Raw genomic sequence first — 12,591 nt, forward strand, 5'->3', positions numbered from 1 at the left:
GACCGCTTTAACGTAGCCGTCACACATTAGAAATAGTATTTTCACTCATGATCGCTGCCTTAACTTCCTCTGTAATGGCCTGAGTGCTGCTGAACTCTTCGCCTCGTGCCAAGTCTCTTGTTCTTTTCCCGGAAATCAAGACTTTGTTAACCGCATCTTCTACAGCTTTTGCTTCCTCTTCAAGCCCGAAAGATGTTCTCAAAAGCATTGCCGCTGACAATATGGCCGCGAACGGATTTGCCATCCCTTTACCGGCTATGTCAGGCGCGGAGCCATGAACAGGCTCAAACAGATGAAGGCCTGAGCTTGATAGGCTGGCTGACGGGAGCATTCCGAGTGAGCCTGTCAGCATGGATGCTTCATCGCTTAAAATATCACCAAACATGTTTTCAGTCACAACGACATCGAATTGATTTGGTGCATAAATCAGCTGCATGGCCGCATTATCCACAAGCATGTGCTCCAGCTTCACATCAGGAAACTCTTTTGCAACGTCCTCAGCCACTTCACGCCACAGCCGGCTTGATTCAAGAACGTTCGCTTTATCAACAGAGGTTACTTTGCCTTTTCTGGCTGACGCCATTTTAAAGCCCTCTCTGATCACGCGTTCTATTTCCGTCCGCTTATAAAACAGTGTGTCTACAGCTTCCTGCTCACCTTCAGTGTTTACATAGCGTTTGCTCGGCTGGCCGAAATACAGGCCTCCTGTCAGCTCACGGACAATAACGAAATCAACATGATCTATATATTCTTTTTTCAAAGGTGACGCGTCAGAAAGGCTTTCAAACACCTTCACAGGCCGCAAATTCGCAAACAAATCAAGCTGTTTTCTGATGCTGAGCAGCCCTTTTTCCGGCCTCAGCTCGGAAGGATTTTGATCCCATTTCGGCCCGCCGACAGCGCCAAGCAATATAGCGTCCGCATTTTTACAAGCTGCAATCGTTTCCTCCGGAAGGGGGTTGTTATGTTCATCAATCGCCGCCCCTCCAATCAGGCCATATTCAAAATCAAATTCATGGTTAAAGCGTTCGGCAACACTTTTCAGCACGTCTGTCGCTGATTCTAATACTTCAGGGCCGATCCCGTCTCCGGGCAATAGAGCAATACGTTTCTTCAAGGTAACCGTTCTCCTTTCTGTTATGATCCGACAGCTGTATGGTTTTTAAGTCCGCTCATATTCGACTGGAAAACCAATTGACGGTTGACTGCGTTCAAATAGGCTTTCGCTGAAGCTTCTAATACGTCTTGCGCTATGCCCCGCCCTGCTGATTCGCTTCCGTTCACCAAAACTCTGACATACACCTGGGCAAATGCGTCCTCGCCTTTTCTGTTGGACTGAATGCGGTAGTCTAAGAGCTCCACGTCTTTATCAATACAGCGCACAAGCGTGTTGTAGATCGCTTCCACGCTTCCGGCTCCTGTTGCCGCTTCCTGAATAAGCTGTGCATTTTCTTGATTTTTCAAAGAAAGTGTAGCTGTAGGAACCTGACTTGTTCCATAATGCACTTGAAGGGAAAGAAATTCATACCCAATCTTGCGGTCTGTTACTTTTTCTTCTAAAATAAGAGAAACAAGATCCTCATCAGTGATTTCTTTTTTCTTCTCAGTCAACTCTTTGAACATCGTAAAAAATTTATTAATCTCTTCACTGTCAAACTGGAATCCTAAAGCAGTCAGCCTGTCTTTAAATGCATGGCGTCCGGAATGTTTACCAAGGACAAGCGCATCTACCGTTACACCGACAAGCTCCGGTGAAATAATTTCATAAGTCGATTTTTCTTTTAAGAAGCCGTCCTGATGGATGCCTGATTCATGAGCAAATGCATTATCACCCACAACTGCTTTATTGCGCGGAACAGCCATGCCTGTCAGTTTGCTTACTAAATCGCTTGTTCGCTTAATCTCGTTCAATGTAATTCCTGTCTCAACTCGATAGAAATCTTTTCTGATATGAAGGGCAACAGCAATTTCCTCTAATGCTGCGTTTCCGGCTCTTTCACCGATACCGTTCACTGCGCATTCGATTTGATCAGCACCATTTTCAATCGCAGCAAGAGAGTTCGCGACTGCCATTCCCAAGTCATCATGACAGTGGGCCGAAAGCTTCGCTTGATGAATGTTCGACACGTTTTCCTTCATATACTTAAAGATTTTTCCGTATTCCGCCGGGGCCAGGTAGCCGACCGTGTCTGGAAGATTAATAACACTGGCGCCTGCATCGATGACTTTCTCGACGATTTCCGCTAAAAACGGCAGTTCAGTGCGACAGGCATCTTCAGCTGACCATTGCACAACCGGAAAACGCTCTTTTGCGTATTTCACCATTTCAACCGCTCTTTCAATGACTTGCTCACGAGTCATTTTCAGCTTGTGCTTCAAATGAATGTCCGATGTGGCGATAAATACGTGAATTCTCGGCTGGGCACCGTCCTTTAACGCTTCCCAGGCAGCATCTATATCACCTTTTACACAGCGGGCAAGACCGGTCACTGAACAATTTTTAATGGTTCTCGCGATTTCCTGAACAGCTAAAAAGTCACCTCGGGACGAAGCGGGAAACCCCGCTTCAATGATATCTGCCCCAAGTTTTTCGAGCTGCTTTGCTATGGCAAGTTTCTCCTGTGTATTCAAGTTTACGCCAGGAGACTGTTCACCATCACGAAGCGTCGTATCGAAAAAATTAATTTTGCGCAACGGAGACCACCGCTTCCTTCTTCTTGCCTTGTTTCACAAACGGCATCATTTCACGAAGCTTTCTTCCGACAACCTCGATTTGATGTTCGTTTTCACTCGCATTGATGGCGTTGAATCGAGGACGGTTTACTTGGTTTTCGACGATCCACTCTTTTGCGAATGTACCGTTTTGAATATCTTTTAATACTTCTTTCATCGATTCTTTCACTTGAGCGTCAACAACGCGAGGTCCTGATACGAAATCTCCCCACTGCGCTGTGTCAGAGATTGAATATCTCATGCCCGCGAGTCCTTCTTCGTACATAAGGTCTACGATTAATTTCAGCTCGTGAAGACACTCGAAGTATGCAAGTTCAGGCTGATAACCCGCTTCAGTTAATGTCTCAAATCCAGCTTTGACAAGCGCGCTTAATCCTCCGCAAAGAACCGCCTGCTCACCGAACAAATCTGTTTCTGTTTCTTCTTTAAATGTCGTTTCCAAAACGCCCGCTCTTGCCCCGCCGATTCCTTTTGCGTAAGCAAGGGCTTTGTCTCTCGCTTCACCAGTCACATCTTGATAGATCGCGAACAATGCCGGTACACCAGCTCCTTGCTCATATGTTCTTCTGACCAAGTGTCCCGGGCCTTTAGGCGCTACCAAGAATACATCTACATCCGCCGGAGGAACAATTTGGTGGAAATGAACGTTAAATCCGTGAGCAAATACTAAAGATTTTCCAGCTGTCAATTCATCTTTGATTTCAGCTTCATAAACTTTCTGCTGCTGTTCATCCGGAAGCAGAACCATGATGATTTCAGCTTGCGCTGCCGCTTCTTTTACTGAAAATACTTTATGCCCGTCTTCTTGCGCCTGGGTGAAAGATTTTCCTTGTCTAACACCGACGATCACATTAACTCCGCTTTCTTTAAGGTTCAGAGCATGAGCGTGGCCTTGCGAACCGTACCCGATAACCGCTACTGTTTTTCCAGCCAATACGTTCTCTTTGATATCACCGTTATAATATACTTTTACCATTTCAATCTCTCCCTTGTTATGTTTTATACAATAGATATTGTTTTATTGGATGACGTCTTTTGTTGGGTTCCCCTTGCAAAAGCCGTTGTACCTGTTCTCGCGATTTCTTTAATGCCATAAGGTTTTAACAATTCAATAAGCGCTTCAATTTTGTTAGATTCCCCTGTTACCTGAACAACAATGCTGTCTCTGCTGACATCAACGACAGAGGCTCTGAACGGTTCTATGATTCCATTCATCTCTGATCTCGTTGACGGTGCGGAAACGACCTTGATTAAGGCCAGCTCCCTCTGGACAATCGATTGATTCGTGATGTCTGTGACTTTCAGCACATCAATCTGTTTGTTGAGCTGTTTTGTCAGCTGTTCAACATCGTTTTCACCTTCAACGTGAACGACAAAGGTGATTCTGGAAACACCGTTTGTCTCCGTGTGTCCAACTGTGATGCTTTCAATGTTGTAATGTCTTTTTGTGAATAGACCGGTGATCCTGTTCAGCACGCCTGAACGGTTCACTACAGTCAATGTGATAATTCTTTTCAAGGTTTCACCCCCACCATTTCATGCAGCCCTTTTCCCGGAGCCACCATCGGGAATACTTTTTCTTCGCTGGCAACCCGCACGTCGATGACTACCGGTTCTTTTGATGTTAATGCCTCTTCCAGCTTTTCTTTCGCTTCAGCTTCTGATGAAATTCTCATGCCTTTAATGCCGTATGCTTCCGATAACTTGACAAAGTCAGGCTGAGAAGCGAATTTAGATTCTGAATAACGTTCTTCATAGAAAATTTCCTGCCACTGTCTGACCATTCCGAGACAAGCGTTATTTAAAATGACGACTTTGACCGGAAGCTTCAATTCGCGAATGACATCGAGTTCTTGAAGCGTCATTTGAAAACCGCCGTCTCCGACAATCGCGACGACAGTCGCATCTTTATCTGCCAGCTGTGCGCCAATCGCTGCCGGAAGGCCGAATCCCATCGTTCCAAGTCCGCCTGATGTGACCCATTTATCTGCTTTTTGGAACGGATAGAATTGAGCGGACCACATTTGATGCTGGCCGACATCCGTTGCGACAATTGCCTCACCTTTTGTAAATTGATGAATATATTCAATCAATTTCTGAGGTTTAAAGCCTTCTTCTTCATTATCTACATACCAGAGCGGGTACTCTTCTTTCCAAGCGGCGAGCTGTTTTTTCCATTCGCTTGAATCGCTTTGTTTTCCGTCTTGTTTGATCAGCTCCTGCAGAATGATTTTGCTGTCTCCGACTACAGGAATCTGCGTTTTCATGATTTTTCCGATTTCAGCCGGATCAATATCGATGTGAGCAACCTTTGCGTTTCTTGCAAAGTGTTTGAGATTTCCTGTGACGCGGTCATCGAAACGGGCGCCGATACTGATTAAGAGATCACAATCATGAAGGGCCATATTGGCTGTATAAGTGCCGTGCATTCCCGCCATCCCCAAGAAAAGCGGATGATCAGCCGGGAAACCTCCCAGCCCCAAAAGGGTGTGTGCCACAGGGATTTGCTGCTGTTCGGCATAATTTTTTAATTCTTCTGACGCTTTTCCGTGCAGTACGCCCGCGCCCGCCAGAATCACCGGTTTCTTCGCGCTGCTTACAGCTTCCACAAGCTTGCGGATCTGCAAATAATTCGGCTCTGTTGTCGGCTGGTATCCTGGGAGATTCATCTCATGATCGTAGCTGAATTCCCCTTCAATTGTTGCTACATCTTTCGGAATATCAATCAATACAGGTCCGGGTCTTCCAGTTGTTGCAATGTGGAATGCTTCTTTAATGATGCGCGGCAGATCTTCCGGCTGGCGAACCTGATAACTGTGTTTTGTCACCGGCATGGTAATTCCTAAAATGTCCGCTTCCTGAAATGCATCGCTTCCGATAACGGAGGTTGCTACCTGCCCTGTAAAGACAACTAACGGCAATGAGTCAATCATGGCATCAGCAAGGCCTGTTACAAGGTTTGTCGCTCCCGGTCCTGATGTGGCAATGACGACACCCGGTTTGCCAGACACTCTTGCGTATCCTTCCGCTGCGTGAATCGCACCTTGTTCGTGACGGGGAAGGATATGTACCATCCCTGAATTGTAAAGCTTATCGTAAATCGGAAGCACAGCCCCGCCCGGATAACCGAAAATCATTTCTACTTTCTCTTTCTTTAATGATTCAATCAGCATTAATGCTCCGCTCATCGTCTGTGTACATTTGGCAGATGGTGAATCCACCTGTACATTAGTCCCCATTTTAGTTCCTCCTTTTGGATTTTCATCCTCTAAAGATCATCTTTTTTATTAGCTTGATAGCTTATTATTCAATAAAAAGAGCCCTTCCGCCCACAATCAGCCGCGCAGTGAATGCGATAGCTAAAAGGGGCGAAAAGGCTCTTCTTTCCGCGGTACCACCCTTGTTTACGGCCTGGTAATCGGCCGTCTCATGGATATTCCTATCCGCTTTAATAACGAGTGAACCAAGTTCACCCGGCCAAGTCCTACTATGATTTCAGACTGGCACTCTGAGGCGAGTTCACCTTGTAAAGCTTCACCGGTTCTCAGCTTAACCCGGTTCTCTGTGGGAAACTTTATCAAGGCTACTTATCCTCATCTGCGCTTTTCATATTCAGGATTCCAAAACAGTTTTTAAGCTGTTCGAGAATATTTTTCATTCACATTTTTTAAGGATCAGATTGCGATCATTTCGATTGTGAAGCTTGCGTTTATCTTTTGTTGAACTCATATTACGCCGCTTTGGACGCAGTGTCAACAGCATTTTTAAAATTATTAGACAATTTAGATTAATCAAACTACACTGTATACGCTTTCATTATTGGTACAAAAGGAATTGCAAATGAGAAAAGTTTTTATAATTTTTTTATTAATCTATCAAGAATACACCAGAAATAATCAATCTGATAGAAACATGTCATATTTTATAACACGATATAATTTGCATATAGTGTGCAGTTTGACAGATCATCTTGCAAACCATTTCAACTTGGAGAGGCACTTCTATTATTCCCCCGGCATATATTGATCGTATCTTGCAAAGAAAAGGTGATACGATGAATAAATCATTAGCTGATATGCAAGGGTTCCCCGCAGGCTTCCCCAGCTTACCGCAGCCGTATTCTCCAACAGCTCCTGCCTTTTACCAGCAAAGCTATCAGCCGTTTGGAGGCTATGGCGGATACGGACAGCCGTACAGCCAAGCATACAGCCCGTTAAGCGCTCCCGCTGCTATGTACTCCTCCTATCCATATGCTTCAGGATTTTACGGACAGCAATTTTCAGGTGCGGGGTTTAGCGGTCATGGTGCAAGTTTAAGTGCACCAGCGATACACGCTGGCGGATTCGGCGGAGTATCAGGCGTACACGGAGGCTTTAGATATTAGAAGATTTCAAGGGCCGTACATCTATTTCGGCCCCTTTTTTTAAAAAACGCCTTCACAAATCCAGTCAGATTTTCTGTCTTTATATTTAGATATAGAAAGGATTAAGACAAAATAAAACTATGTTCTGCAAATCTGTACGTTTTTGAAGAGAAATCGAATTGTATATAAAAATAGATAATTGAACTGGACACCAGATGATCTCACTTGTGAATGAGCTTTACATAGCATGACGCTTATGTCGCCGCCGGAAAGCATTAGAAAAGCTGACAAGCCTGAGATTGCATGTTGGAGCGCATAAGGGGAATCAGCGGACGCTTACAGAACCGGACGGAAAACACGGAGGAATCAAATCGACGCGTACGTCTACATCCCCCCATTTTAAAAAAAGCGTTGCCAAACAAGTTCTTCAGCACATCATAGAGGAGGCAAAAAAGCGCTGTTATGAGTGATTAGCGTTCAGTTGCTTCATTTGAGCCGCAAGCAAATTGTATAAAGGCTGCGGCTTTCAATGCTGTGAGCCGTTTGCAGACTATGCTGAGAATCCGAACAGTGTGTTTATGACGAAGAGCTGTAAGACATTTTTATGAGGGTAGATAAGCGCAGAGGGATTTCTGTCTTGTCTATCCTTTTTTCTCTTTACACACTTAACTCGCCTATTTGAAACACACCCGATATTTTCATTTTTGTTTATTTTAAAGAGCAGCGGGAATTAAAGACGACATGAACGATAAAATGCAAAATGAATAAAGGAGGAGATTGATATGAAAAATATAGTTGGTGTATACGAAACTCCGCAGGAAACCATTGCAGCGATTGAAGGCTTACTGACAAAGGGCTATGATTCTGACGACATTTCTGTTGTGACAAGCCGTCGTGATACAGATTATCTTGAATCACGCACAGGAACAGAAGTCAATCAGGCCGTCGATGCGCATGATAGCGAGTCTGAATCTTTTTTCGATAAACTGAAAGATTATTTTACAATGGATGATACTGCTGCACACAGCAAGGCGTTATCTGATTTGGATATCACTACTGGCGAAATAGACAAGTATCAAGAGGATCTGGATGACGGAAAACTCCTTGTGGCCGTTGACGCAGATGCAGATGTCAAAGCTCCTATCGACAACAGCAGTACCCTTTCAGGCGGCTTTTCCAGCACAAATGAAACGGCAGATTATACAACGAAAGAAGAAAAAACAATGCCGCTGCGGGAAGAACAGCTGAAAGTCGATAAGGAAGACGTCCAAACCGGTGAAGTGGAGATAGGAAAAGAAGTGAAAACAGAACAAAGAGATATGGATATTCCGGTGAGACACGATGAAATTTATGTCGAACGCCGCCCAGTCGATGAAAACAGAGCGGACGCTTCTCCTGTCAACGATTCGGAAGAAATCAGAGTGCCAATCGTTGAGGAAAAACTGGAAGTGACGAAAAAACCGGTTGTCACTGATGAAGTGGTTGTCGGAAAACGAACTGTAGAAGAAAATGAGCATATTTCTGAAACTGTGAAAAAAGAAGAACCCCGCCTGCATAAAGAAGGAAAAGCTGATGGCTTGGATGATGATCCGTTAAATAATAAATAAATGTTATTATGTAGAAGGCTGACTTGAATATATATTTTCAAAGTCAGCCTTCTTATTTTTAAGGTGTTAACATAAACTTCGATCAAAAAGTAATGACGAGATAGGAAACCAATAGAAATTTATTTGAAACTGATGTATTTAAACAGTGTGATTACGATAGAATCAACTACCTTAATAGGGATTTCACAGACTTCCTCCGAAAACCTTCAAAAAAACCATCCAGACTGTACTGAATGGTTTTTTAACCCGTTTAATTTTTGTATTTATTCACTTCATACATCAAAATATTTTTAAACACTACATAGTCCTTTTTACTTTCGAAAGGTCCTTTATTGTTGTCATGCTCATCTATTACATAAAATCCTGGTCCCTCTCCCGCATCATGCTCCTTATACCATTTGAGGAATCCATTAACTTCAATCATGGATAACTGATACTCTTTTTGCAAGCCGTTGACCATTGTGATGACGAGGAGAGCTTCTCCATCATCAGATACAGTTTCATCATCCGGTTTTGTTCCGTTACCGTCGTCTGTTTCTGGATCTGAAGTATTCCCAGTTTCTTTAATCGTATATTTTTCTACAGAGCTAAAGGCATTGCTGTGCGTCAAGCTTTTTGGCGCCCCACCAACAGTATACAGCTCATTATTGATCGATACCGTCCCTGCCCCTGCGCGAGCATACTGGATTTTTTCTTCCATAGTGCTTACTTTATTCGATGCAGGGTCATACACTTGGACGTTATTAGTAGTTGTAGTAGATGCTGAAAGAAATCCTCCAATTATGTAAATTTTTCCATTTGAAACAGCAGCAGAAGTATACCATAGAAAATTTACTAAATCCACTTTCCTCTCCCAAGAGTCTTTCGACGGATTATATTCATAAATATTTTTTTCACCTGAGGATGCGCCGCCACCGATGTAATAAATTTTCCCGTCCACAACAGCTGAAGCAGCGGCTCTTAAATTGCTAGGTTGGTTTGCTTTATTTGTCCATGTTTTTGATACAGTATCATAAGCAAAATGTCTAGATACAGATGTATACTGTTGTGTCATGAGGTATATTGTATTATCAATGGCTACTGCTGTGCCCAAAAAGCTTTTTTTCGGCACATCAACTCCTTCTTCCCATGAATCAGTTGTAGTATCATAAATAAATAATTTTGAAGAATCTTGAGTCGAGCTAGTATTATTTCCGCCCATGACATAAATTTTATCTTTTATAACAGCAACTGCTGATCCTGCTAAGTTTATAGGCATATCTGCTTTTTTTGACCATGTATTTTTCTGAGAATCATATACAAATGTAGTATTTGTAGCTACTCTATTTTGACCGAATCCACCAATAACATAAATCTTATTTCCAACAACAGCTGTTGCTGCATGGCTTCTTGGTTCAGGTAAATCAGCCTGACTCACCCACCCTTTTTCTTCTGCTTCTGCATTCGCTTGATAAAAAGGATTCATAATTGCACAAAGAGTAAACGCAAACAACAGTATCACTTTTTTCAAAAATATCACTCCTTATATAAAATTAGTCAATCTCTTGAATATATCGTCTTTTCATATAAAAGTTTAACAACCAATTTTTTACAAATGTATAAATCCCAAAATCTAAAATCGAAGAACTTTCTTCATGACTTAACCATTTAAACTGCTCTATTTTCTTCTAACCAAGATTCATGAAGGATTCATGAAAAATTGTCTCTTTTTTAAACACTTTTTTAGTAGCATTATAAATTCCTTCTCATTGATTTTCAGAATCCATACAAAAAAAAGTCTCAAACCCCAATTTATGGTTCGAGACTTTTTGGTACGTCCCAGGAGAGATTCGAACTCCCGACCGACGGCTTAGAAGGCCGTTGCTCTATCCAGCTGAGCTACTGGGACATGTTTTGTTTTTTCATTTTCGCATCAACTATCAGCGACAAGATTTATTATATATGGGATGCAACAATAAGTCAACGGTTTTTTAGAATTTTTTTCATGAGGAAGAAAATTTTCTTCCTCATGACATTTTCATAGTGTGACCCGGTTTTGCAGATCCTCAATTTCATTGCCTGCTTGGTCGTAAAAGCGCACTGTCGCAGCATCATTTTCTAGTGTCAGTATAGCATAGCTTTCTGTCCTGCGCACCCTCGGGAGCCGGATGCTGCCTGGATTAATCATCAGTTTTCCGCGCAGCACTTCGCTTCCCGCGATGTGCGAATGCCCGAAACAGATAATATCCGCTCCGAGCTCCTCTGCACGATAGTATACGTTTAACAAGGTCTGTTTTATACCGTGAAGGTGGCCGTGCGTGACCAGTATCTTTTTTGAACCGACAGTCAGAAGAAGCTCGTCCTTAAAATCGCCGGTAAAATCGCAGTTGCCTTTTACAACCGCATAAGGCTCCAATGCAGGATGCCCCGTTTCAAGCTCAGAGTCCCCGCAATGAATCATGAGATCAACTTCTGCTTCATGGCGTTTCGCGATGGTTTGGAGTTCTTCTTCAAGCCCATGGCTGTCACTGATAATCAGCACGTTCATCTACAAGCTCCCCCTTATGCCTCCAAAAGCTTAGACAGCTTTTTAAGCGCATCAGCCCTATGGCTGATTTTATTTTTTTCATCACTTGTCAGTTCGGCCATTGTTTTATCTTTATCTTTCACGATAAAGATTGGGTCATAGCCAAAGCCGCATTCTCCTCTCGGTTCTTCAGCAATATACCCTTCAACATGGCCTTCGACTGTTTTTGTTTCCTCTCCCGGGATACTTACAGCCAGCGCGCAGCGAAAACGGGCGGTGCGCTGTTCTTTTTCGATCCCTTTCAGCTCGCTGAGCACTTTCTCGATATTTGCCTGGTCATCTTTCTGTTCCCCTGCATAGCGGGCGGAATAAACGCCGGGTCTTCCGCCAAGATTATCGATGGACAGACCGGAGTCATCAGCAATCACCATTTTGTTCACTGCTTTTGCCACAGCCTCTGCTTTGAGAATCGCATTTTCTTCAAACGTATGGCCTGTCTCTTCAATTTCTTCTGTGAATCCAATTTCAGCTAACGATTTGACATCGTAGCCTTTTGGCTCAAGGATTTCTTTAAATTCCTTCACTTTTCCCCGATTATGTGTCGCAATGATTGCTTCTTTCATGATAATCAAGCCTTTCTGTCTTATTTCAGTTCTGGCAGAGAATCACCGAGCACTTCTTTTTGCTTGTCAATCAGCTCTTGAATTCCTTTTTCCGCAAGGCCGAGAAGGCCGTTCAGATCCTCCCTTGAAAAAGTCGCCTCTTCCCCGGTTCCCTGAAGTTCCACAAAACGGCCGCTGCCGGTCATGATGACATTCATATCAACTTCAGCGGAAGAATCTTCTTCATAATTTAAATCTAACAAAATTCCCTGTTCTTTATCAATTCCGACAGAGATCGCAGCAAGAAAATCAGTGATCGGATTTGTCTTGATTGTGCCCGCTTTCACAAGCTTGCCAACCGCAATCGCCATCGCAAGAAATGCTCCTGTAATAGAAGCGGTTCTTGTTCCGCCATCTGCCTGAATGACATCACAGTCAATCCAAATCGTCCGTTCCCCAAGCTTTTCTAAATCTACAACTGCCCGAAGCGCGCGGCCGATCAGACGCTGAATCTCCATTGTTCTTCCTGAAATTTTCCCCTTCGAAGATTCTCTGATTGTTCTTTGGTTTGTGGCCCGCGGCAGCATGCTGTATTCAGCTGTAATCCAGCCTTTTCCTCCGCCCCGCAAAAACGGCGGCACGCGGTCCTCAACAGACGCGTTGCAAATTACTTTTGTATTTCCCGCTGTTATTAGAACAGAACCTTCCGGATGGCTGATAAAATCCAAATCGAATGTGATTGGACGCAGCTCATCATGTTGTCTTCCGTCATGTCTCATG

At 43.5% G+C, this 12,591-nt stretch carries 11 protein-coding genes, 1 tRNA gene, 1 pseudogene and 1 other annotated feature; of the genes and pseudogenes, 3 read left to right on the forward strand and 10 right to left on the reverse strand.

Annotated elements, in window-relative coordinates:
* Window positions 1-19: 19 nt before the first annotated feature.
* The 5 genes from leuB to ilvB are packed head-to-tail and all read right to left on the reverse strand — an operon-like array spanning window position 20 to window position 5,972.
* Entirely contained in the window at window positions 20-1,117 is a 1,098-nt protein-coding gene (leuB, locus tag G4P54_RS14450; protein ID WP_167873026.1) for a 3-isopropylmalate dehydrogenase, read from the reverse strand.
* 20 nt (window positions 1,118-1,137) lie between these two features.
* A complete protein-coding gene (locus G4P54_RS14455) occupies window positions 1,138-2,694 on the reverse strand; it encodes a 2-isopropylmalate synthase (protein WP_167873027.1) in 1,557 nt (518 codons plus the stop codon).
* Window positions 2,681-3,709 (reverse strand): ketol-acid reductoisomerase, encoded by a 1,029-nt coding sequence (gene ilvC, locus G4P54_RS14460; protein WP_024714828.1) that lies wholly within the window; start codon window positions 3,707-3,709, stop codon window positions 2,681-2,683. Before ilvC ends, G4P54_RS14455 begins: the two co-directional genes overlap by 14 nt.
* A 23-nt stretch (window positions 3,710-3,732) precedes the next feature.
* On the reverse strand, window positions 3,733-4,251 hold the full coding sequence (ilvN, locus tag G4P54_RS14465) for an acetolactate synthase small subunit (RefSeq protein ID WP_024714827.1): 519 nt from the start codon (window positions 4,249-4,251) through the stop codon (window positions 3,733-3,735).
* A complete protein-coding gene (gene ilvB / locus G4P54_RS14470) occupies window positions 4,248-5,972 on the reverse strand; it encodes an acetolactate synthase large subunit (protein WP_167873028.1) in 1,725 nt (574 codons plus the stop codon). Before ilvB ends, ilvN begins: the two co-directional genes overlap by 4 nt.
* Window positions 5,973-6,094: 122 nt before the next feature.
* Window positions 6,095-6,342 (reverse strand) — a binding site (T-box leader).
* A 445-nt stretch (window positions 6,343-6,787) separates the two neighbouring features.
* On the opposite strand from ilvB, the gene cotQ reads away from it, so the two are divergent.
* The 3 genes and pseudogenes from cotQ to G4P54_RS14480 all read left to right on the forward strand — a co-directional run bounded on the left by cotQ (window position 6,788) and on the right by G4P54_RS14480 (window position 8,703).
* Window positions 6,788-7,117: an inner spore coat protein CotQ gene (gene cotQ / locus G4P54_RS14475; protein ID WP_024714825.1), complete on the forward strand. Its 330-nt coding sequence runs from the start codon at window positions 6,788-6,790 to the stop codon at window positions 7,115-7,117.
* Window positions 7,118-7,311: 194 nt separating this feature from the next.
* A pseudogene (locus G4P54_RS21385) lies at window positions 7,312-7,704 on the forward strand (N-acetyltransferase).
* A 174-nt stretch (window positions 7,705-7,878) separates the two neighbouring features.
* Entirely contained in the window at window positions 7,879-8,703 is an 825-nt protein-coding gene (locus G4P54_RS14480; protein WP_167873029.1) for a YsnF/AvaK domain-containing protein, read from the forward strand.
* 250 nt (window positions 8,704-8,953) lie between these two features.
* Here G4P54_RS14480 and G4P54_RS14485 read toward each other — a convergent pair whose 3' ends face one another.
* The 5 genes from G4P54_RS14485 to rph form a co-directional block, all read right to left on the reverse strand.
* Window positions 8,954-10,213: a Kelch repeat-containing protein gene (locus G4P54_RS14485; RefSeq protein WP_167873030.1), complete on the reverse strand. Its 1,260-nt coding sequence runs from the start codon at window positions 10,211-10,213 to the stop codon at window positions 8,954-8,956.
* Between the two features lie 304 nt (window positions 10,214-10,517).
* Window positions 10,518-10,591, reverse strand: a tRNA-Arg gene (locus tag G4P54_RS14490).
* Between the two features lie 129 nt (window positions 10,592-10,720).
* A complete protein-coding gene (locus tag G4P54_RS14495) occupies window positions 10,721-11,230 on the reverse strand; it encodes a metallophosphoesterase (RefSeq protein WP_167873031.1) in 510 nt (169 codons plus the stop codon).
* A 14-nt stretch (window positions 11,231-11,244) separates the two neighbouring features.
* On the reverse strand, window positions 11,245-11,841 hold the full coding sequence (locus G4P54_RS14500) for an XTP/dITP diphosphatase (protein WP_167873032.1): 597 nt from the start codon (window positions 11,839-11,841) through the stop codon (window positions 11,245-11,247).
* An 11-nt stretch (window positions 11,842-11,852) separates the two neighbouring features.
* Window positions 11,853-12,590, reverse strand: a complete 738-nt coding sequence (rph, locus tag G4P54_RS14505) for a ribonuclease PH (RefSeq protein ID WP_024714820.1) — start codon at window positions 12,588-12,590, stop codon at window positions 11,853-11,855.
* Between the last annotated feature and the right edge of the window lies 1 nt (window position 12,591).

It is taken from the genome of Bacillus tequilensis, from assembly GCF_012225885.1.
Lineage (GTDB): Bacteria > Bacillota > Bacilli > Bacillales > Bacillaceae > Bacillus > Bacillus tequilensis.

Excerpts from the sequence above, each read along its gene's own strand:
- G4P54_RS14495 (WP_167873031.1), bottom strand. The coding sequence starts at position 11,230 with ATGAACGTGCTGATTATCAGTGACAGCCATGGGCTTGAAGAAGAACTC.
- rph (WP_024714820.1), bottom strand. The coding sequence starts at position 12,590 with ATGAGACATGACGGAAGACAACATGATGAGCTGCGTCCAATCACATTC.
- G4P54_RS14480 (WP_167873029.1), top strand. The coding sequence starts at position 7,879 with ATGAAAAATATAGTTGGTGTATACGAAACTCCGCAGGAAACCATTGCA.
- ilvC (WP_024714828.1), bottom strand. The coding sequence starts at position 3,709 with ATGGTAAAAGTATATTATAACGGTGATATCAAAGAGAACGTATTGGCT.
- ilvB (WP_167873028.1), bottom strand. The coding sequence starts at position 5,972 with ATGGGGACTAATGTACAGGTGGATTCACCATCTGCCAAATGTACACAG.
- cotQ (WP_024714825.1), top strand. The coding sequence starts at position 6,788 with ATGAATAAATCATTAGCTGATATGCAAGGGTTCCCCGCAGGCTTCCCC.